19 protein-coding genes are annotated in these 19652 nt (G+C 68.8%); 11 read left to right on the top strand and 8 right to left on the bottom strand.

The annotated features are described in order from the left end of the window. Positions 1–43 precede the first annotated feature (43 nt). Positions 44–1849, top strand: a complete 1806-nt coding sequence (locus CIK71_RS11910; RefSeq protein WP_096165891.1) for a PTS transporter subunit IIC — start codon at positions 44–46, stop codon at positions 1847–1849. Beyond that, a complete protein-coding gene (locus tag CIK71_RS11905; protein ID WP_096165890.1) occupies positions 1840–2541 on the top strand; it encodes a sugar isomerase domain-containing protein in 702 nt (233 codons plus the stop codon). The genes CIK71_RS11910 and CIK71_RS11905 overlap by 10 nt, the downstream gene beginning before the upstream one ends. On the opposite strand, the gene CIK71_RS11900 is transcribed toward CIK71_RS11905, so the two are convergent. From CIK71_RS11900 to CIK71_RS11880, 5 genes are all read right to left on the bottom strand, one after another. Continuing rightward, entirely contained in the window at positions 2492–3241 is a 750-nt protein-coding gene (locus tag CIK71_RS11900) for a GntR family transcriptional regulator (protein WP_096165889.1), read from the bottom strand. The genes CIK71_RS11905 and CIK71_RS11900 overlap by 50 nt on opposite strands. 147 nt (positions 3242–3388) lie before the next feature. Further along, positions 3389–4252, bottom strand: coding sequence for a carbohydrate ABC transporter permease (locus tag CIK71_RS11895; RefSeq protein ID WP_176485636.1), 864 nt, complete (start codon positions 4250–4252; stop codon positions 3389–3391). Continuing rightward, complete coding sequence (locus tag CIK71_RS11890) at positions 4252–5181, bottom strand: carbohydrate ABC transporter permease (RefSeq protein ID WP_096165887.1); 930 nt, start codon at positions 5179–5181, stop codon at positions 4252–4254. The genes CIK71_RS11895 and CIK71_RS11890 overlap by 1 nt, the downstream gene beginning before the upstream one ends. After that, positions 5178–6371, bottom strand: coding sequence for an extracellular solute-binding protein (locus tag CIK71_RS11885; protein WP_176485635.1), 1194 nt, complete (start codon positions 6369–6371; stop codon positions 5178–5180). The genes CIK71_RS11890 and CIK71_RS11885 overlap by 4 nt, the downstream gene beginning before the upstream one ends. A gap of 170 nt (positions 6372–6541) precedes the next feature. Beyond that, a complete protein-coding gene (locus CIK71_RS11880; RefSeq protein ID WP_096165885.1) occupies positions 6542–7954 on the bottom strand; it encodes an FAD-dependent oxidoreductase in 1413 nt (470 codons plus the stop codon). A gap of 292 nt (positions 7955–8246) precedes the next feature. Here CIK71_RS11880 and CIK71_RS11875 point away from each other — a divergent pair, with 292 nt between their 5' ends. From CIK71_RS11875 to CIK71_RS11870, 3 genes are all read left to right on the top strand, one after another. Further along, entirely contained in the window at positions 8247–9329 is a 1083-nt protein-coding gene (locus CIK71_RS11875; protein ID WP_096165884.1) for a LacI family DNA-binding transcriptional regulator, read from the top strand. Positions 9330–9515: 186 nt separating this feature from the next. After that, positions 9516–9668, top strand: coding sequence for a hypothetical protein (locus CIK71_RS17525; protein WP_176485634.1), 153 nt, complete (start codon positions 9516–9518; stop codon positions 9666–9668). Positions 9669–9670: 2 nt separating this feature from the next. Next, complete coding sequence (locus CIK71_RS11870) at positions 9671–10990, top strand: sulfatase family protein (RefSeq protein ID WP_096165883.1); 1320 nt, start codon at positions 9671–9673, stop codon at positions 10988–10990. A gap of 49 nt (positions 10991–11039) precedes the next feature. Here the strand turns inward: CIK71_RS11870 and CIK71_RS11865 are convergent, their stop codons facing one another. Beyond that, positions 11040–11549 carry a CGNR zinc finger domain-containing protein gene (locus CIK71_RS11865; protein WP_096165882.1) on the bottom strand — a complete coding sequence of 170 codons (510 nt, stop codon included), beginning with the start codon at positions 11547–11549 and terminating at the stop codon, positions 11040–11042. A 114-nt stretch (positions 11550–11663) separates the two neighbouring features. Between CIK71_RS11865 and CIK71_RS11860 the strand changes: the two genes are divergently transcribed. Continuing rightward, positions 11664–12524 carry an alpha/beta fold hydrolase gene (locus CIK71_RS11860; protein ID WP_096165881.1) on the top strand — a complete coding sequence of 287 codons (861 nt, stop codon included), beginning with the start codon at positions 11664–11666 and terminating at the stop codon, positions 12522–12524. An 87-nt stretch (positions 12525–12611) separates the two neighbouring features. Here CIK71_RS11860 and add read toward each other — a convergent pair whose 3' ends face one another. Then, entirely contained in the window at positions 12612–13625 is a 1014-nt protein-coding gene (gene add, locus CIK71_RS11855) for an adenosine deaminase (protein WP_096165880.1), read from the bottom strand. A gap of 111 nt (positions 13626–13736) precedes the next feature. Here add and CIK71_RS11850 point away from each other — a divergent pair, with 111 nt between their 5' ends. Beyond that, on the top strand, positions 13737–15167 hold the full coding sequence (locus tag CIK71_RS11850) for a plasmid pRiA4b ORF-3 family protein (RefSeq protein WP_096165879.1): 1431 nt from the start codon (positions 13737–13739) through the stop codon (positions 15165–15167). 86 nt (positions 15168–15253) lie between these two features. Here the strand turns inward: CIK71_RS11850 and CIK71_RS11845 are convergent, their stop codons facing one another. Next, entirely contained in the window at positions 15254–15931 is a 678-nt protein-coding gene (locus tag CIK71_RS11845; RefSeq protein WP_096165878.1) for a YitT family protein, read from the bottom strand. A 275-nt stretch (positions 15932–16206) separates the two neighbouring features. Between CIK71_RS11845 and CIK71_RS18225 the strand changes: the two genes are divergently transcribed. The 4 genes from CIK71_RS18225 to CIK71_RS11830 all read left to right on the top strand — a co-directional run bounded on the left by CIK71_RS18225 (position 16207) and on the right by CIK71_RS11830 (position 19594). Continuing rightward, entirely contained in the window at positions 16207–16386 is a 180-nt protein-coding gene (locus CIK71_RS18225; protein WP_338022875.1) for a Fic family protein, read from the top strand. Then, positions 16365–16808 (top strand): Fic family protein, encoded by a 444-nt coding sequence (locus CIK71_RS18050; protein ID WP_176485633.1) that lies wholly within the window; start codon positions 16365–16367, stop codon positions 16806–16808. Before CIK71_RS18225 ends, CIK71_RS18050 begins: the two co-directional genes overlap by 22 nt. Positions 16809–16936: 128 nt before the next feature. After that, the gene (locus tag CIK71_RS11835; RefSeq protein ID WP_096165877.1) at positions 16937–18763 is read left to right on the top strand and encodes an ABC-ATPase domain-containing protein; all 1827 of its coding nucleotides are present in this window, start codon (positions 16937–16939) and stop codon (positions 18761–18763) included. Between the two features lie 177 nt (positions 18764–18940). Continuing rightward, positions 18941–19594, top strand: coding sequence for a VOC family protein (locus CIK71_RS11830; RefSeq protein ID WP_096165876.1), 654 nt, complete (start codon positions 18941–18943; stop codon positions 19592–19594). Positions 19595–19652: the final 58 nt, after the last annotated feature.

The following is a 19652-nucleotide window of genomic DNA, read 5'->3' as shown; positions in this document are numbered from 1 at the left end:
GTCCCGGTAGCCGCGCCGGGCCGTACCGCCGAGGAGGCCGCACATGGGTACGTTCGAAGAGGTCGTACGCGTCATCACCGACAACCTGTTCGCGCAGGTGTCGATCCTTATCGGACTGATCGCGCTGGTGGGACTCATCCTGCAGCGCAAGCCGTTCGACGAGGTCGTCGCCGGCGCGCTGCGCGCCACCATCGGCGTGGTCATCCTCAACATCGGCGTCGAGATCTTCACCGGAGGCCTGTCAAGCTTCCAGGTCATCGTCTCCAGCGCCATGGGCCTCGATCCGCCGGAGGCCACCTCGACGCTCGCCGAGTTCAGCGCTGGTTCCGGTTCTGTGGTGCCGCTGATCATCGCGGGCGGCTTCGTCGTCCACCTGGCGCTCGTGCGCATCTTCCCGGCGGCCCGGTTCGTGTACCTCACCGGTCACCTCATGTACTGGATGAGCGTGGTGATCGCCGCGAGTCTCGTTGAGGCCTTCGGTGACGTGAACCGCTGGGCACTGGCCGGCGTCGGCTCCATCCTCATCGGCTGCTATTGGGTGCTGCAGCCCCTGTGGACCGCGCCGCTCATGCGCAAGGTGATGGGGGACGAGGAGGTGGGCCTGGCCCACACCGATTCCCTGATCGCGATCGCGTCCGGCTACGGCGCACGCGCTCTCAAGCTCGGCGACCCCGCCAAGCACGACTCCGAGAAGGTGCGCCTGCCCAAGCCGGTCTCGTTCTTCAAGGACATCAACGTCTCCACCGCCACCATCATCGGCGTGATCATGCTGGTCGCGATCCTCTTCGCCGACTCCGGCGTGGTCCAGGAGCAGATGGGCGACGCCACCGTGCTGCCCTGGGTCTGGGCCATCCTGCAGGCTCTCCGCTTCGCGGCCGGCATCGCGATCCTGCTGTTCGGTGTGCGCATGTTCCTCGCGGAGATCGTCCCGGCCTTCAAGGGACTGTCCGAGAAGGCCCTGCCGGGTACGAAGCCCGCCCTGGACCTCCCGGTCGTCTTCACCCGCGCCCCCACGTCGGTCATGATCGGCTTCCTCGCCTCGACCTTCGTGTTCCTCGTGCTCATGGGGATCTTCGCGGCCACAGGCTGGTTCGTGCTGGTACCCCCGATGATCATGCTGTTCTTCGGCGGCGGCGCCGGCGGCGTGTTCGGCAACGCCGTGGCCGGCTGGCGCGGGGCGATCTTCGGCGGCGTCCTCAACGGGGTCGTGCTCGCCGTGGGCCAGGCCATCGGCTGGAGCCTGTACGCCGGGACCGCCCCGGAGCTCGCGACCCTCGCCGATGCCGACTGGTACGCCGTGGGCTGGGCGCTCATCGGCCTCGGCTCGCTCTTCGCACCGCTCGGTGCCTGGGCCATCTGGGTGATCGCCGCGATCGTGCTGGCCGTGACCATCGTGGTGCTCGTGGTTCTTGGTCGGCGTCTGCCCGCCCCCGAACAAACTCCTGCGCCTCCGTCCGGGGATCGCGTTCCCACTGCTGTCGGGGTAGCCACCGATGGTGCCGATGGTGCAGACACCCTGACCGAGCCTGTCAGTACCACGCTGAGCTCGAATGCCCGCCCCACCCCGCTCGACGTCCTCGCTGTCTGCGGGGCCGGCATGGGGTCGAGCCTGATCCTCCGCACCACGGCGGAGAAGGCCTTCGATCGGATGGGCGTCGACGCGACCCTGCGCCACACCGACGTCGGATCTGCGCGCGGCGAGCAGCCGGACATGGTGGTCGCCCAGCAGACCTATCTCGAGGAGCTCGGCGACATCGCCCCGGTCATGGTCCCGATCGACAACTTCATCAATGTCGACCACGTCGAGGGACGGATCCTCGACGCACTGGAGAAGGAGGGATGGCGATGATCGACGACCTCACCGCCCTGGTCTCGCGCGTCGTGAAGGACAATCACGGGGCTCTGCTCGAGGCAGCCGAGGCGATCGCGGCTTCGGCCCGCAGCGGCGCTCTGCTCTACGCCGCCGGCGCCGGACACTCCTTAGCCGCCGTGATGGAGACCTTCTTCCGTGCCGGTGGCCTCGCCTTCGTGCGCCCCCTGTGGGACCAGAGCATCCTGCCTCTGGCCGGGGCACTCGGCTCGACAGCCGCCGAGCGCCAGGCGGGCCTCGGCACGGAGGTCGCGCAGCGCGCCGGGATCACCGGCAGCGACACCGTGCTGATCTTCTCCAACTCCGGGGTCAACCCCTATCCCGTGGAGATCGCCCGCTATGCCCGTGACGTCGGGGCGCGGGTCATCTCGATGACCTCGGTCTCGGCAAGCGCCGCCGCCCCGAAACGATCCGAGGATCGACTGTTCGAGATCTCCGACATCGTGCTGGACACCGCGGTGCCCGCTGGAGACGTGACCTGGCCGCCGGAGGCCCCGGTCACCGCTCCGGCGTCCACCATCATCACGGCCTCTCTATGGGCGGCGATCCTTCGTCAGATCGACACAATCGCCCCGGACGTGCCGCGCTGGAAGAGCGCGAACGTCGGCGGGACCGATGAGTTCAACGCCGCGCTCGTAGAGCGCTTCGCCCCCCGGATTCCTGAGCTGTGACGGGCGCGATCTGAGCGGACAGCTCGAAACGGTCGCCCGGATAGGTCGAGACGGTCCGCTCGATCAACCGACCACCGCGCCCCGAGACGCGCACGAACTCGAGCACCGCCGAGCCTTCTTCGACGCCGAGCTCGGCAGCGTCCTGCGGTCGCACGATCGCGGCCCGGATCGTCTGCTCGCCGGCGTCGAAGAGCACTCCGTAGCGCTCCTCCAGCTCGCCGTACAAGGACCTGACTGTGAAATCGACCTTGGCTACGCCGGGGACGACGCTCGCGTCCAATGTAGTCCGCTCGATCGCCATCGGACGGTCATCGGCCAAGCGCACGCGGTCGAGCCGGATCACGGGTGAGCCTTCGGCAAGGCCGAGGTGCGCCGCCGAGAGGGCATCCGCTGGCTCCTCGGCGATTCGCAGCACCCGTGAGCTCGCCCTGATCCCCCGCGAGGTCATGTCCTCGGTGAACCCAGTCAGATGGAGCGGCAGGCTCACCGCCGGCCGTGCCACGAAGGAGCCACGACCCACCTCTCGCACCAGCCGGCCCTCGCGGGTCAGCTCGTCGAGGGCCCGGCGCGCTGTCATCCGGGAGACGCCGGACTCCGCGGCCAGTGCGCGTTCGCTAGGGACGGGTGTCCCCACGGGCATGGCTTCGATCTGTTGGCGCAGGTCATCCAGCAGCGTGCGGAACTTGGAGCGATTGGCCATGGAACCGATCTTCGCACGGGTGCCGCTGCACACGGTGCTTCAGAGGTCGTCAGCGGATCAGCGCCTTACAGAGAGAGGTGGACATGCGCCGCGCCGCCCGGCGAGGACCGGGGCGGCGTCGGCACCGTGATCTGTCCCGCTTCGGCCTCACCCCTTCACCGCACCACGCATCATCCCGGCCACCAGATGCCGCCCGAAGAGCGTCACGAGGATCAGCACCGGCAGCAGCGCCAATGCGGCGCTCGCGGTGAGAGGCCCCCACTGGCGTCCGAAGGCGCTGATGAACTGATAGACAGCGACCTGGACGGGGCGGTACTCCGAGGAGTTGACCATGACCGATCCGGCCACGAACTCGTTCCAGGCACCGATGAACACGAACAGGCTCGCTGCGGCCATGCTCGGGCGGCACAGCGGCAGGATCACCGAGGCGAAGGTGCGCAAACGTGACGCGCCGTCGATCGTCGCCGCCTCATCGAGCTCCACCGGGATCCCCTCCATTGCTCCCTTGAGGATCCATACCGCCATCGGCAGGTTGTAGCCCAGATACAGCAGGGGCAGGATCACCGGCGTATCGAGCAGGCCCAGGGTGGCGAAGTACAGGTAGTTAGGGATCACCAGCACCGCAGCACCCATCGACAGCGGCACGCACGCGACGATCACCCCGAACAGCATCTGACGACAGGGAAAACGGAAGCGGTCGAAGGCATAGGCGGCGAAGGCGCCGATCGCCACCGCCACCGCGGTTGCCGTCATGGCGTAGGCCAGGCTGTTCATCAGGTTGCGTACGAACGAGCCGTCGAGAACCTGTGCGTAGTGCTCCGTGGTGAAGCCGCCAAGCAGGGTGGGCGGGAAGGTGAAGATCTCTTCGGCGGGCTTCACCGAGGTGGCGACACCCCACAGCACGGGAGCCACGTTCACCAGCATCACCAGCGCCGCGCACCCCAGCAGGACGATGCGCAGAGTGCGCGCGTCGGCCCCTCGGGGCCGGGGATCTGCAGTCCGGACGGTCATCACACACTCCATTTCGCCAGTCGCAGGTACGCGAACACCAGTCCCACGTTCAGCACCAGCGCGACCGCGGCCAGTGCAGCGCCGCCAGCGAAGTCGAAGTGGGTGAATGCCTGCTGGTAGATGGTCAGGGGCAGGATCTGGGTCGCCTCGCCCGGCCCACCGCCCGTGGTCACCAGGGGCGCTTCTACATTGTTGAGGTTGCTCATGGTGAGAACGACCGTGGTGATTGTCAGCGAAGTCTTGATCATGGGTAGTGTGATCAGTCGGAACTGCTGCCAGCCGGAGGCCCCGTCCACGGTCGCCGCCTCGTAGAACTCGCCGGGAACTGCTTTGAGCCCGGCGATAAGCAACAGGACGGCGAACCCGAGGGTGCGCCACATCGCGACCAGGATCAGCGAGATCATCGACAGCGTCGGATCGGTCAAGGGCTTTGCCTCGATGCCCAGTTGGCTGAGCAGATACACGCCGGGGCTGATATCAGTGACGAAGAACCATCGGAACAGGAGCGCCCCGACGATGGTGGAGATGACCCAGGGCAGGATTACGAGGATCTGCACGAGGGTCGCTCGCCGAGCGGTGAGCCGGTCCAGGAACACCGCCACTGCGAGCGCGACGGCGAGCGTCAGCGCCACGGTGATCACCGCAAAGACCAGGGTCCGTACCAGCACTGCCGCGATCGCTGGGTTGCTGAACACCTCCCGATAGTTCTCCAGACCCGCGAAACCGACGGGCCGCACGGACTTCAGCTCCAGCAGGCTGTAGACCACGGCGAAGAGCGCCGGAAGGATCAGCACCACCAGCAGCACGAGCATCACCGGCGCGATGTAGAGCAGACCGAACAGGTCGCGGCGCTGCCGACGGGGCGCAACCGCCGAACCGCTCGCTCCTGAGCTCCGCGCGGAGGAGGGCCGCAGGGTCGCTTCGGTCATCGCCGTCCACCCCCGAACTCCAGCTCGGCCGCCTCCATTGCGTCGGCGGCAGTGCTCTGGCCAAGCAGGACCTTCTGCACCGCACCGTTGAGTGCTTCTCTCCAACCCACCGTCGCGGCGGTCAGCGGCGGCAGCCAGCCGAACTCCCGGGTGCCCTCGAGGACGGTGGTCAGGAAGGAGTTCTCGGGCTCTGCGAGGAAGTCGCTGTTCACCGCGGCGGTCGAGGAGTAGAGAGGAGGCTGCTGGCCCTCGAGCAGCCACAGCTCGTCGGCCTCCGGGCTGGAGAGGTGCGCGACGAAGTCCGCGGCTTGCTCGGCCTTCTCGCTCCCGGCCCATACACCGACGGACCACCCCGCGAGATTGCCGGGGGACGGCGAGTCGCCTGTCTGCGAGGGATAGTGCAGGAAGCCAACGTTCTCGGCCCCGACCTGCTCCTGCATCTCGGCGACACGAGAACTCGCCCCGTTGATCATCGATGCCTGCCCGGCGGAGAAGAGCTCGTAGAGGTCCTCCGCGGTCAGCCGCACCGAATCCTGTGACGTCACGTGCGCATCGGTGATGAACGCGGACTGGAACCCCAACGCGTCCACGCCGGGTGGAGTGGACCACTGCGGGGCCCCGTCGGCAGTGAACATCGACCCCTGCAGCTCCATGATCCGGGCGGCGAGGATCTGGGGGTCGGCGAAGGACGTCGCGAAGGCTTGCGCCAGTCCCCATCTTCCCGCGGAGGGAGCCCTCAGCTGCCCGGCCGTGGTCTCGAGGTCGTCCCAGGTGAAGATCTCGGCTGGATCCGCGCCTGCTGCGGCCAACAGATCCGCGCGGTACAGGATCCCGAAGTAGTTCCGCGAGTGCACCACCCCGTAGACAGAGCCGTCCTCATGCTCCATGGAGTCCCAATAGACGTCCCGAAGATCGGCGAGCTGCTCGTCCGGAAGGTCTCCGAAGGCGAGGGTGCTCAGGTCCGCGAGCGCGCCCTGCTCGACGGCTGTAGCGACCTGATCGAGGGCGAGCCACATGATGTCCGGTGCGCTGGAGCTGACATCGGCGGCGAGGAACTGCTGGGTCATCGTGTCCCACTGCTGCACCTCGACCTGGACGTGGATGCCCGTCCTCTCCTCGTAGGATTCGAGCAGGGAGGCGAGCACTCGCTCACGGCCGCTTTTCCCGGCTGGGTCGAGGAACGTCCACATGGTCAGCTCATTCGGCGCTGATCGGCTGCCACCGCATGCGCTCGCGGCGCCGACCGCAAGCGCTGCAGGCGCTCCGACCAGGAACCGCCGTCGGGTGGTGGGTGGTGGTGCAGACATCGTCGTCTCCTCTCAGGAGCCCCCGGGCGAGGCCCGGCGGTAGGCATCGCGGATCAGGGAGCGACCGCTCCGGCGGGCTGGGGAGCGCGTGCTCCCGGCAGGATGGCGCCCTTCGCCCCGAGCTCCTCGCGCAGCTCCACGACATCGACGTCCTTGGGAGCGCCGCCGTCGCGGACGGCCAGCGCGGCAGCGATCCCCGCGGCCTCGGCAATCGCCATGCAGGTGCCCATCACCCGGGCCGCGGCGAACACCGTCGAGTCGACGGAGATGGTGCGACCGCTCAGCAGCAGTCCGTCCACGGCCTGGGGCAGCAGTGCACCGAAGGGGATGCCGAAGGGATGCTCGACCACGTGCAGGTCGATGCCGTCGCCGGTCCCGGAGTGGACGTCGATGTTGTAGGCCGACAGTGCGATCGCGCGTTCGCTCGTGGCCTCCGAGTAGAGCGAGTCCATCGTCAGCCGTTCCTCGCCGGCGAAGTGACGGGTCTCCCTGATGCCCAGTGCCGGAGCGATCTGTGAGATCTCCACCTCCTCGAATCCGGGCATGTTCTCGCGCATGAACTGCACGAGCTCCCAGACCTGGGAGTAGCCGGTCTCCAGGCCCTTGGACAGCTCGACCGGGTCGGAGGCGTCGATCCGGATCACCCGAGAGGTGTTGATCGCGAGCAGACGCTCCGAGGCGGTGGCAATGTAGATGAACTGGTTGCGGGGAATCGTGAAGGCTCCTGCCTCACGGGCGCTCGCGACGCGGGCCGTCAGCCCGATGTAGCAGTGGCCGCGGGTGCGGCGCAGGAAGTCGACGTCGTACCCCGCGGCGTAAGCCTCCTTGATCCCCATCTCCTCGGGGTGCTCGTCGAGGAAGTCCCAGAAGCGCTCGAGGTCGAAGTTCGTCACGGTGAACATGAGAGTGGAGGGCTGCATGGTCTGCGTGCCGTCCTGGCCGAGGGTGTGCGGGACCCCGGCCAGGTAGGCGACGTCACCGTCTCCCGTGCCGTCGATGAACACCTTCGCGCTGATCCGGGTCATCATGAGCTTCCCGTACACAGTGACGGAGCGCATCGTGCCGGACTCATCGACATCGACCTCGAGCAGCTCATGCTCGAAGAGGATGTCGACTCCGGCCTCCTGGCACATCTGCACAGCCACGATCTTCACGAGATCAGGCGAGACCGGAGTGATCGAGTTGTGCACCGGGCAGCGGAAGTGCCCCGGTGAGCCGCCGATCGCCATCAGCCGATCGATCACTTCCTGGGCGATGCCGCCCAGTGCCTTGTTCCCGGACCGGTCCAGGTAGCCGAGGATGCCGAGCCCGGAGGCAGCGGCGCCGCCGAGCGCGGCCGTGCGTTCGACGAGGACGGTGCGGGCACCGTCTCTGGCGGCGGCGATGGCGGCCGGCAGACCGCCGGGTCCGCCACCGATCACCGCCACGTCGTAGTCGGTCGTTTTCTCGCGCAATGCGGGTCGCATGGTGGTCTTCCAGCTCCTGTGGTGCTCGGGATTCGGTAGGGCGCCTCGAGAAAGGCGCTTCGAGAGGTTCGGACGGGTGAGTGGCTCGGGCAGCCCTGACCGCGAGGTGCGGCCAGGGACTCCTCGAGGCCGATGGCCGGCGAGGAAGGGATGGCCCGCCCGCTGAACTGCCTGGGTCGCACCGCGCACTTCGGCGGGCGAGGCGGGAAACAATTGGTGAACAATCGATTTTCCAAAAACGTAGTGGCATGATGGAGGTGTGTCAACCCCCACATCCGGTTACGGTGCTTCCATGACTCCCGGCGCTTCCCCGACGCTGCGCGACGTCGCGCAGGAGGCCGGCGTCTCGCCGGCGATCGCCTCGCGGGTGCTCAATGCTGATCCCAGCGTCCGCGCCCGAGAGGACACTCGGGAGAGGGTTCGTATCGCCGCGCAGAGGCTCGGATACGTGCCGCACAGTTTGGCGCGATCGCTGCGGGGTGCCCGGACGGGCGCCATCGGCCTGGTCATGCACGGACTGGACAGTCCGATCAATGTTGATGTGCTCCGTGGCGCACAGGCACGCTGCGCCGAATCGGGGTACGTGACCCTGCTCGCCGAGGCGGAGGAGCTCACGCAGAACGACAGTCAGCTGCACGCTTTCCTTGCTCGCGGACGCCTGGACGGCGTGATCCTCCATAGTGGGTATGGCCACGAGGATCTCCTGCTCGAAGCCGTCTCCCGCTCGGTACCTGCGGTGCTCGTCAACGCCGATCACGGCGGCGCCGTGTCGACAGTGCGGGTCGACGACGCCGCTGCGGCTGCGCTCGCCGTGCAGCATCTGCTGGATCTCGGGCATCGAGAGATCACCTTCATCGCGGGACCGGCAGGCTCCGAGACGTCGGACCGTCGTCAATCCGGCTACTGCCGTGCTCTCGAGACGGCCGGACTCGTCGAGACCGCGGACGTCATGCACGCCGAGTGGTCCGCTGCGGCGGGGCGTGCTGCAGCCGAGGACCTGCTGGATCGACCACGGCTGCCGACGGCGGTGGTGGTCGCCAACGCGGTGACCGCAGCGGGCGTGCTGTCGGGGTTCCGAGATGCGGCAGTCACGGTGCCGGGTGAGCTCTCCGTGGTCGGGGTCCATGACTCATGGTTCCTCGAGCACCTTGCGGTCGCGCTCACCACCGTGAGACTGCCTCTTCAGGCACTCGGCGCCGCCGCCGCACGGGTGTTGATCGACGAGATCGATGCGCGCGTAGCCAAGGGTGCGAGCAGGCAGGGAGGAAAGGCCGGTGCCGGGATCAACGGAGCCCGTGCCCCCCATGATGAGTTCATCAGCGAGCCTCCACCTCAGCTCATCCTGCGAAGTTCAACGGGAGTGCCGCGTGAGTGAACCTGCTATGGGTGCTCGCCGCCGGAGATCGTGAGGCAGTGGCGCATCTCTTTTCGCGGGTGGAGCCGTGTCCCGTCATGCCCGGCAAGCGCACGCCTCCGCAGCAGGGGGATCTCGCTTCTCGCCAGCGGTCATTTCGGCCTAGTGTTGTTCTATCCCCGGCCGTCGTCACTGAAGACCGTGCAGGTGGGGATCGCCGGACTCTTCGGCGAGTACGGGACCGACTGGGGCGTGGTGATGGCCGCTTCGGTGCTCGCCGCCCTGCCCACCATCCTGCTGTTCTCCCTCCTGCAGCGCCGGCTCGTGGCCGGCATGACCGCAGGAGCTGTGAAGGAGTGACCATGCACGAGACCCGCCGTCCGAACGTCGTGATCCTCTACGCCGATGACCTCGGCTGGGGAGACCTCGGCTGCTTCGGCGCCGACGACATCCCCACCCCGCATCTGGACGCCCTGTGCCGGGACGGGGTCAAACTCCCGCAGTGGTACTCCAACTCCCCGGTGTGCTCCCCGTCCAGAGCCTCGTTGCTGACAGGCAAGTACCCCGCGCATGCCGGCGTCGAATCGATCCTCGGCGGTACCCGGCACACCCCGGGCCTTCCTGCTCAGCCGACCCTCGCGTCACACCTGCGCGACCGTGGCTATCGCACCGGACTCTTCGGCAAGTGGCACCTCGGGGCGGACTCCGATTACGCGCCCGCCCATTACGGCTTCGACGAGACCTTCGGGTTCCGGGCAGGCTGCGTGGACTACTACTCCCACATCTTCTACTGGGGCGGCCACAACCCCGTCCACGACCTCTGGGACGGGGAGGACGAGGTGTGGCGGAACGGCGAGTACCTGACCACCGTCATCGGCGACCGGGCCTCCGAGTTCATCGCCCGTTCCGCACCGGAGGGCCCCTTCTTCTGCTACGTCCCGTTCAACGCTCCCCACTACCCGATGCACGCTCCCGCTGAGCACATGGAGCGCGTGGCGCACCTTCCTCCCGGGCGTCAGGAGACGGCGGCGATGATCGCCGCGATGGACGACGCCGTCGGGGAGATCCTCCGTGCGCTCGAGGAGTCCGGAACCCGCGAGAACACGCTGGTGCTGATGAGCTCGGACAACGGGCCCTCCCGCGAGAGCAGGAACTGGCTCGACGGCGAGGAGGTCTCCTACACCGGCGGCTCCTCGGGAGGCTTGCGCGGGTCGAAGGGCTCCGTGTTCGAGGGCGGCATCCGCGTGCCCGGCATCGTCTCCTGGCCCGCCCGCCTCCCCGCCGGCGCCGAGTTCGACCAGGTGGGAGTGATGATGGACGTTCTGCCAACGGTGCTGCACGCCGTCGACGGCACGGAGCCCGCGCTCTCGGAGGCCGATGGCATCTCTCTGCTCGATGCGCTGAGCGATGAGAATCAGGAGCTCCCTGAGCGCAGCGTCATCTGGACCTATCAGGGGCAGTACGCGGTGCGCCGAGGGCGGTACAAGCTCGTCGAGGATGCCCGGGAGGGCATGGATCCGCCGGCCACCGTGGAGCGGGCGCTGTACGACCTCGAGGCGGACCCGCAGGAGAGCGTCGACATCTCAGCCGACGTCCCGGAGATCGCAGTGGCTCTGGAGCAGGATCTGACGGCGTACCGGGAGCGTGCCGCGCGCTGGGAGCAGGAGCAGGCCCCGGGGTGAGGGTCATCCGTGCCTGATCGCCCGAGCTCCGATCCGCCTGGTGCTCGGCTCAGCTCGTCGGCCGCTGTTTCCGCCGACGGTTCGCGAAGGCGCGAGCCTTCATGCGATTTCCGCATTCCGCCATCGAGCACCACTTGGCCGTGCCCGGCCGGCTGCGGTCCAGGAGGAACAGGGCGCATTCGTCATTGGCGCAGGGCCGGAGACGACCCGGCGCGGTTTCCTGCGCGCGGGACCAGGCGAGCGCTGCACGGACGGCGAGGCGGTCATCCTCCGGCGCATCGACGTCCCAGTCGATGCCGTGCACGGTGACGACGGGACGCAGCGCTGCGCCCTCAAGCGCAGCCGCCAGAGCGTCCTCGGCGCCGTCGACCGTGCGCACGACATCCTGCAAGCAGCTGCGCATCCTGTGCAGGGCCGCCAGTTCGTGCGCGGAGCCGGTGCCTGCATGACGGTTCGCGAAAGCGCGCGCGGTCTCCCCGGTCAGCGCCTCCGTGGACCGGCCCGCCACCACGGGTGTGCTGTTCAGCAGTTCCAGCAGCAGATCCTCGTCCTCGATCACCGTGTGCCTCCTCCCGAGCGTGTCTCGCTCGCCGTCGTCCCGCACGGGCTGGCCCGCCTGGTGAGCCCATGCTAGCGTCACGCTAACCAGTATCAACCACGTAAGGGGTTAGGCATGGTTCCTGTACATCACCGCATCGTCGTCGTCGACGGGCTGGAGGTCTTCTACCGCGAGGCCGGCCCGCAGGATGCGCCCGTCCTCCTGCTGCTCCACGGGTTCCCCACCAGCTCACACATGTTCCGCCACCTCATCCCTGCCCTCGCGGGTCGGTACCGCGTGATCGCGCCGGACCACATCGGCTACGGTCGCTCCTCGGCGCCCTCCGCCGACGAGTTCGAGTACACCTTCGACAATCTCGCGGACGTGACCCGATCGTTCCTCGAGACCCTCGGCGTCGACCGCTACACCCTCTACGTCCAGGACTACGGGGCACCGATCGGGTGGCGCCTCGCGCTCGCCGATCCGCACGCCGTGGCCGGTGTGATCACGCAGAACGGGAACGCCTATGAGGACGGATTCGTCCCGGAGTTCTGGGGTCCCGTCTGGGCGTACGCCGAGCATCCGACCCTCGAGTACGAGGCGGCGGTGCGCAGCGCCCTGGGGCGGGAGGCCGTGGAATGGCAATACCTCCACGGGGTGCCCGACCCGAGCCTGGTCGCCCCCGAGGCGTGGGAGCACGACCTCGCGCTGTTCGCCCGTCCCGGTGTGGACCGTGCTCAGCTCGCCCTCTTCGCCGACTACCCCAGCAACCGGTCGCTCTACCCCGAGGTGCACGCCTGGCTGCGGGAGAGCGGCGTTCCGGTGCTCGCCGTCTGGGGACGCAACGACCTCATCTTCGGGCCCGACGGTGCGCGAGCCTTCCTGCGCGATGCCCCGCACGCCCGCGTCGAGCTCCTCGATGGCGGTCACTTCCTCCTCGAATCCCACCTCGACGAGGTCGTCCGCATCATTCGGGAGTGGCGCTCGACGTTCTGAGGCGTCGCCGGCCGGGCCGCCGCGATCCTGTTCGCGCACGGCGCCGGCCGAGCGCCGGTGACGAAGAGGGGGACGGAGGCATCGCGCTCACCTCGCCGAGGCGGCGTTCTCCAGCCGGCGCAGCCACTCCTGGATGCGGGTGTCGTCGGCCCAGCTGATCTCGAGCGAATTGCGGGCCAGCTGGACCACCTCGTCTCGGGAGAGCTGCTGTGCCTCGGCGAGGGCCGCGATGTTGTCCCCGACGTACCCGCCGAAGTAGGCAGGGTCATCGGAGGCGATGGAGACCTTCAGGCCGTCGCGCAGCAGCGTGGCGATCTCGCGGCTCTTCATCTCCTCGGTCACGAAGGAGTTCGACAACGGGCAGCAGGTGAAGCCGATGCCGTGCTGCTTCGCCTCGGCGACGAGGGCAGGGTCCTCCAGGATGTTGGTGCCGTGGTCGATGCGCTCCACACCGATGGAGTGCAGGACGGTCGCGATGTTCGCGATCGACTGCTCCTGGTCGATGTCGCAGTGCATCGTCAGCCGGTAGCCGGCCTCCTTCGCGGCGGCGAACACGTCGGCGAACTTCTCCGGCGGATTGCCGCGCTCGTCGGAATCCAGGCCCACGCCGACGATGCGATCGCGGTAGGGGAGTGAGGCCTCCAGAGTCTCGCGCGCGGAGTCCGCGCTGTGGTCCCGCAGGAAGCACATGATCAGGGCCGCGTCCACGCCCAGGGCGGGAGCTTCCTGGACGGCGGACCACAGCCCGTCGATGACCGTGCTGAAGGGGACGCCGCGGCTGGTGTGCGCCTGCGGGTCGAAGAAGATCTCGGCCCGGACCACGCCGTCGGCCGCGGCGCGGCGCAGGTACGCGATGGCCAGGTCATGGAAGTCCTGCTCGGTGACCAGCACCTCCATCGCCGGGTAGTAGACCGACAGGAAGCTCGTGAGGTCGGTGAACGCGTAGGTCGCGCGGACCTCCTCGACCGTGGATTGCCCGATCTCCACGCCGTTGCGACGGGCGAGTTCCAGCTTCAGCTCCGGCTCCAGCGTGCCCTCGATGTGCAGATGCAGCTCCGCCTTGGGCAGGGAATCGATGAACTCTCGGTCGATGCTGGTCATGGTCGGGAGATGCCCTTCGCTGCTCGGTAACTTGCTTCGCCCCGAAGGCTACGCGTCGGAGCCGACGGCCACCCGCCATCTGGCCGACCCTCTTCTTCGTACGATGTCCGCATGACCTCAGAAACCGGAGCCGACGATCCAGATCTGGCCCTCTTCCGCGAGATCATCGCGGGGCTCGAACCCGATGACCTTCCCGCCGTGGTCGATCAGCTGAGGGGTGCCGCAACCATCGCCGCCCCTCGAGCAGGTCGCCCTGACCTGCGGCGTCCGGCGCCATCGACCTGCCAGGCGATCACGGTGCGCGTTGACCTCCACCACGCGGCCCCGCCCATCTGGCGTCGGCTCGAGCTTCGCAGTGACCTCACCCTCGCCGAGGTCCACGACATGCTCCAGGTCGCATTCGGCTGGGCGGGCTACCACCTCTGGCGCTTCGCCGCGGGGGGCCACCCCTTCGATCGGACCTCCCAGCTGTTCCTGTGCCCGTTCGACGTCGACGAGGGTGAGGACGAGGGGATCCCGGCCGATGAGGTGCACCTCGGCGAGCTGTTGCAGCAGCCCGGGGACCAGATCGGATACGTGTACGACTACGGGGACGATTGGGAACTGAAGATTCGTGTCGAGTCCGTGCGGGAGGCGTCCGAGGACACGCCACGGGCCCGGGCGATCGGTGGCCGCCGCGCCGCCCCGCCGGAGGACAGCGGCGGCATCACCGATGCCGAGAGCCTCGCCGAGGTGCTGCCGGATCCTTCCTACTTCGACCTCGAGGGGCTGAATCAGGCTCTCGAGGCAGAGGCGCGCGGCGTAGCGACGCACGAGGTGCACCCGGCGCTCGCGGATGTCCTCGCGCTGCTCGAGGGCACGCCCGCCGCGTTCGAGGTCTCGCTGCGCCTCATCGAGGTGGCCAGTGCCCCAGAGGCCCCTGGGGACGACGAGCTCCAGACGGCCCTGGGCCCTGTGCTGTGGTTCCTACATCGCGCGGACGACGGCGGTATCCCCCTCACCCAGGCGGGCTACATGGCGCCGGACGTGGTGGTCGCGGCGAGCGACATCGTGCCCGATCAGGACACCTGGTACGGCAAGAACAATCGGGAGACCCTCGCAGTCCACGTGCTCGCTCTGCGCGAGGCGCTCCAGAGCGTGAAGCTGCTGCGCAAGTTCAAGAGGAGGCTGCTGCCCACCCGTCGCGCCGCCGGCGTGGCCAGGGACCCTCGCACCGTATGGGAGCTGCTGGTCGAGTCGCTGATCCCGGAGAAAGCGGGTTTCGCGCGCGACGCGACCGCGCTGCTGCTGCTCCATGTGGCGAGCACCCGTCCCGGGCGGGACGTCTCCTTCGACGATATCGGCGAGGAGCTCACCCAGCGCGGATGGCGGGTCGGCGACGGTCCGGTCGGGTTCTCGAGCATCCGAGACCTTCCCGCCGTCGCGCTTCTGCGCAGCCTCACGGCGCAGAAGCGGGAGCCTGGCACGGGCCTCGAGTCCTTCTCGTCCGTCGCCCGGATCCTTGCCGCCACGGTCCTCGCACCGGCCCGATCCGAGGACTGACTACGACGGCAGGCTACGAGAGATTCGACCGCGACGACCAGCTCCGACGCCGACGGCGACGACGTGAGGGCGCCCCGCACCTCACCTCACGCCCGATACCGCCCCGGCCGATGATTCAGCGCGAGCACCACGTTCAGGATCACGCCGCCCAGGGCGGAGAGCAGCACCCGAGGGATGTCGAGCACCAGCAGGGACAGCAGGATGACGGCGACGTCCAGGGCCATCTGCACGTAGCCGGCGCGCAGGCCCGCGCGCTCCTGGAGGATCAGGGCGAGGATGTTGAACCCGCCGAGGCTCGCGCCGTGGCGGAAGATGATCAGCAGGCCCACGCCCACCAGCAGGTTGCCGCCGATCACCGCGTACGGCAGCGGCACCTCGTCCAGAGGGAGGAACTGCGGGTGGATCGGGCTGAACACGGAGATCAGCCCCACGCAGATGGCCGTCTTCACCGTGAACACCCATCCCTTCTTCCACCACGCTAGGGCGAAGAACGGCAGGTTCACCAGCGCGAACAGCACCGCGAACGGGGTGGACAGGGCATGCGTGAGCAGCAGCGCCAGGCCCGCCGTGCCGCCGGTGACGGCGCCCGCCGTCTGCAGGAAGTACAGGCCGAGCGAGGCGAGGAAGGTCCCGGTGAGCACCCCCAGCACGTCCTCGGTGGGACGGTGCGGGATCACCGCGTCGATCGGCGGCGTATCTCCGACGGGGGAGTCGGAGGGGACGTCGGCCGCGGTGGTCGCCGAGGGGTCGGGCACAGAAGGCATGCGGCAACTGTAGGGGCGCAAGGTCGACGGGTCGGCCCGATCGCAGGACCATGCAGCGGATCGTGCCCGCGAGCGACCCTCCGACCGTGTGCAGACTCTGCAGCTGGTCAAAGTGTCTCGGACACCGGCCGGTGTGCAGCACGCTGAGGCCTGGCCGTGGGCGGTGCGGTGCCCGGGCTGCGCCAGGTCGACGTCTGGATCGGTGGGCGGGACACACTCCGGGCTGACCACGTCGCGCCCCCTCCCCGTCTGGTCGCGCCACTGGTCGAGGATCTCTGTCAGTACCTGAACGAGTCAGGGGGCATCCGCTGCTCCTCGCCGCCATCGCCCACGTCCAGTTCGAGAGCATCCACCCCTTCGAGGACGGCAACGGTCGAACCGGGCGAGCGATCGTGCACGCAGTGCTCGAACGCGGGGGAGTGTTCCTGCCGGCGTGCTGCCCATCTCCACGGTGATCCGTGCCCGCGAACGCGAGTACGTGGATTGCCTCAGCGCGTTCCGTACTGATTCCCCGGGCGACGCCATCGCCGCGCTTGACGAGTGGGTGTGCTATTTCGCCGCCGTGGCAGAAGAGGCCTGCGAGCACGTACGCAGCGTTCAAGAGAAGGTTTGGGCCCTGGATGCCCTGCTCGAGGAGAAGGCAGGTGGGCTGCGCTCCGGCTCGTCAGCGCAGCGGATCCTGCCCCTGCTGCGCGAGCAGCCGGTCGTCACAGCAGCCTTCATCGCCGATCACCTGGGTGTCTCGCGAGTGGCCGCGCACTGTGCGGTGGAAAGGCTGGTCGACAGGGGAATCCTCGTTCCTGGAACGGGTCGATACCGTCGCTCGGAGGTCTTTCGGTCCGACGACGTCCTGCGGGTGCTCGATGGCGAGTTCTGAATGGCGTGCGTGGCTGAGACGATGCAGGGACTGTTGACGATGCACGTGACCGACGATCGCGCGGGCGACGGACGAGCCCGCAGATCGTCGACGACCAGCCCCCGATGCGCGAAAGGCCGGATGCGCAGATGACCGCAGATGCCGCCACCCTCGAACAGCTCCTGACCTCGATCGACGGCCGCGGATACGGCTCCTACAAGCAGCTGCGGGGCAGCTACGACCTCGGCTCGTGCCGTCTCGTCGTCGATCACGTGCAGGTGGATCCCTTCGCCCCGCCGTCCCTGATGCGCCTGATCGTCGGCCGCACCGCTGCCGGGATCCCCGAGGACCTCCTCGATGACCGCCATGGCCGGGTCGCGACCACCGACTTCCTGGCCCGGGCCGTCGCCGCTGACCTGCGGTCGGTCGAGGGCGTCAGCGTCGGGGCTCCGCAGCAGGAGGTCCTCGAGCGCACCAGCGTCGCCCTCACCGACGACGCCGTCGAAGCGCGGATCACCGTCCAGCTTCCTGCCTCCGGTCGCCGGGTGCGCGGCCGGTCTGCCCTCCGCCTGCTCACCGAGAGCCTTCCGCAGATCGCCGAGGAAACCCTGGTCCATGCGCGGCTCGATGCTGAGGCTCTGCGCGCGCACGTGGACCTGCATCGCGACCAGGAGGCCCTGCGCGACCAGCTGGAAGGCCACCGACTGGTGGCCTTCGTGGGCGACGGTTCGATCCTCCCTCGCCGCTCCGGTGATTCCGACCTCCCGCTCCCGGAGGGAGCGGTCCCGTTCCACAGCCCGGAGTCCCTGCGGGTCGGGTTCGACCTGCCCAGCGGCCGCCATGTGAGCGGGATGGGTGTCCCCGAAGGCGTCACGGTCATCGTCGGCGGCGGATACCATGGCAAATCCACGCTGCTGCGCGCCCTCGAACGGGGCGTCTACCCGCACCTCGCGGGCGACGGCCGCGACTGGGTGATCACCCGGGGCGACGCCGCCGCCGTCCGCGCCGAGGACGGTCGCGCCGTGACCGGGGTCGACATCTCGCCCTTCATCAGCGGCCTGCCGTCCGGGATCGATACCCGCAGCTTCTCCACCGCCGACGCCTCGGGCTCGACCTCGCAGGCCGCCGCTCTCGTCGAGGCGATCGACGCCGGCGCCTCGGCGCTGCTCATCGACGAGGACACCTCGGCGACCAACTTCATGATCCGCGACGAGCGTATGCGCGCCCTGATCCCCGCCGAGCGCGAACCCATCACCCCGTTCGTCGAACGCGTCCGCCCACTGCTCACCGAGCGTGGCGTCTCGACCGTGCTGGTGGCCGGAGGGTCCGGTGCCTTCTTCGACGTCGCCGACCACGTGATCGCTCTGGACGAGTACGTGCCCCACGACGTCACCGATCAGGCGCACGAGCTCGCGGGCACTCCATCACCGCAGCCCGACGCGACCGTGTTCGCAGCGCCCCGCAGCAGGGTTCCGGCCGACGGAACCCTGAACCCGCCGGGGAAGAAGAAGCCCGCGACGGCGCGCGGGCGCGGGGCCATCCGCTTCGGGCACGAGCACATCGATCTCTCCGCCGTGTCCCAGCTGGTCGACGCCGCCCAGACACAGGCCATCGCCTGCGCCCTGGATCGTCTGGCCGACGAGCAGGGGAAGAACGTGCCGGGCGCACCGAACGGCCCGGGCGCACAGAGCGGGCCGGGTGCGCCCGGGGATCCGGGCGCCGCGGGGGAGCCGAGTGGCGTGAGGGCGCCGGACGGGTTGGGGGAGCCGGGCCCCGCTCCCCGGACCCGCCGCACGCTCGGCGCGGAGATCACCGCGCTCTTCGCCCGACTCGACGCCGAGGGCCTGGACGTGCTCTCCCCGTACCGTGGGCACCCGGGGCATCTCGCACGGCCGCGCCCGCTCGAGGTCCACGCCGCCGTGAACCGCTACCGGGGGCTCCGGCTCGACGATCAGACCACCGGAGGGCACCGTTAGACTGCAGAGCCGTGCAGCGCCAGGATCACCGCACCCCGACTCGCAGCGGCACGGAACCCCTCGAAGCCGCCGCCACTCGAATCCGTCCGAGATTCCGAAGGCACCGCCTTCCCGTGCTGAGCACACCCCAACTCTTCCTCGATACCCCCGAGCCCCCACCCGTAAGAAGGACTTCTCATGAGCCTGCCCCACCTGCTCGACCACATCGTCATCGCCGGTCCCGACCTCGCCGAGAGCGTCGACTGGTTCCGCGAGCTCACCGGTGTCACACCCGTGCCCGGAGGGACCCATCCCACCGGCACCGCCAACGCCCTGGTCGCCCTCACCGTGAACGGCGAGCCGCGCCCGCACTACCTCGAGCTGATCGGTCCGGACCCCGACCGCGAGGACGAGGAGCTGCCCAAGACCTTCAGCATCAACCGTCTGAAGAAGCCCACCCTCATCACCTATGCCGTGCACCCCGAGGGCATCGATCAGGTCGTCGAGCGCGCCCGCGCCGAGGGCTTCGACCCCGGCGACGTCGAGGAGCTCCCCCGCCAGTCGCCGGACGGCACGGAGCTGACCTGGCGTCTCACGCAGGCGCAGGCTCCCCGCAACTTCGCCGTGCCCTTCCTCATCGACTGGGGCGCCACCGAGCACCCGGGCCTCGTGGGTGACCTGCCGTCGATCGAGCTGGTCTCCTTCGAGCGCATCGAGGTCAAGCCCGAGGCGCAGCAGAAGGCTACCGACGCGCTCGGCCTCGGCGACGGCGTCGCCGAGATCCACGAGGGCCGCGGCTCGCGCTTCGTGCTGACGCTGCGCACCGAGGACGGCCGCGAGATCGAGATCTGAGGCGGCTCCGCCTCCCGATCGACGGCGGCGTGCTCACGCGGAGCACGCCGCCGGGGCG

This window comes from Brachybacterium alimentarium (genome assembly GCF_002332425.1).
Taxonomy (GTDB): domain Bacteria; phylum Actinomycetota; class Actinomycetes; order Actinomycetales; family Dermabacteraceae; genus Brachybacterium; species Brachybacterium alimentarium.
Note: the sequence above shows the minus strand (reverse complement) of the source record. Positions and strands in the feature narration are given on the sequence as shown.

Coding starts and splice junctions, on each gene's coding strand:
- CIK71_RS11895 (WP_176485636.1), bottom strand. CDS start 4,252: ATGACCGTCCGGACTGCAGATCCCCGGCCCCGAGGGGCCGACGCGCGC.
- CIK71_RS11875 (WP_096165884.1), top strand. CDS start 8,247: ATGACTCCCGGCGCTTCCCCGACGCTGCGCGACGTCGCGCAGGAGGCC.
- CIK71_RS11910 (WP_096165891.1), top strand. CDS start 44: ATGGGTACGTTCGAAGAGGTCGTACGCGTCATCACCGACAACCTGTTC.
- CIK71_RS11880 (WP_096165885.1), bottom strand. CDS start 7,954: ATGCGACCCGCATTGCGCGAGAAAACGACCGACTACGACGTGGCGGTG.
- CIK71_RS11870 (WP_096165883.1), top strand. CDS start 9,671: ATGCACGAGACCCGCCGTCCGAACGTCGTGATCCTCTACGCCGATGAC.
- CIK71_RS11860 (WP_096165881.1), top strand. CDS start 11,664: ATGGTTCCTGTACATCACCGCATCGTCGTCGTCGACGGGCTGGAGGTC.
- CIK71_RS11890 (WP_096165887.1), bottom strand. CDS start 5,181: ATGACCGAAGCGACCCTGCGGCCCTCCTCCGCGCGGAGCTCAGGAGCG.
- CIK71_RS11900 (WP_096165889.1), bottom strand. CDS start 3,241: ATGGCCAATCGCTCCAAGTTCCGCACGCTGCTGGATGACCTGCGCCAA.
- CIK71_RS11885 (WP_176485635.1), bottom strand. CDS start 6,371: ATGTGGACGTTCCTCGACCCAGCCGGGAAAAGCGGCCGTGAGCGAGTG.
- CIK71_RS11905 (WP_096165890.1), top strand. CDS start 1,840: ATGGCGATGATCGACGACCTCACCGCCCTGGTCTCGCGCGTCGTGAAG.
- add (WP_096165880.1), bottom strand. CDS start 13,625: ATGACCAGCATCGACCGAGAGTTCATCGATTCCCTGCCCAAGGCGGAG.
- CIK71_RS11835 (WP_096165877.1), top strand. CDS start 16,937: ATGACCGCAGATGCCGCCACCCTCGAACAGCTCCTGACCTCGATCGAC.
- CIK71_RS11850 (WP_096165879.1), top strand. CDS start 13,737: ATGACCTCAGAAACCGGAGCCGACGATCCAGATCTGGCCCTCTTCCGC.
- CIK71_RS11830 (WP_096165876.1), top strand. CDS start 18,941: ATGAGCCTGCCCCACCTGCTCGACCACATCGTCATCGCCGGTCCCGAC.
- CIK71_RS11845 (WP_096165878.1), bottom strand. CDS start 15,931: ATGCCTTCTGTGCCCGACCCCTCGGCGACCACCGCGGCCGACGTCCCC.